Raw genomic sequence first — 206 nt, 5'->3', positions numbered from 1 at the left:
GGGTCACGGTTGCACGGAACCAACCAATAACTGAATACAACACCACCACTGCCCCAACGGGCAGGAAGTTGTAACCAAAGATTTCCCACACCACCCCACGGGTTGGTGACGGGTACAAGGGTTACGGCGGTCATAGCGTGGGGGAAACGCCCGGTCCCATTCCGAACCCGGAAGCTAAGACCCACAGCGCCGATGGTACTGCACCC

At 58.7% G+C, this 206-nt stretch carries 1 rRNA gene; it reads left to right on the top strand.

What is annotated here, in order from left to right:
• Positions 1-122 precede the first annotated feature (122 nt).
• Positions 123-206, top strand: a 5S ribosomal RNA gene (gene rrf, locus AC5RUO_RS20075); the annotation flags it as partial.

The sequence above is a fragment of the Arthrobacter sp. Y3221087 genome (assembly GCF_059089905.1).
The sequence above is the reverse complement of the archived record's forward strand: the minus strand, read 5'-3'. Positions and strand labels throughout refer to the sequence as shown.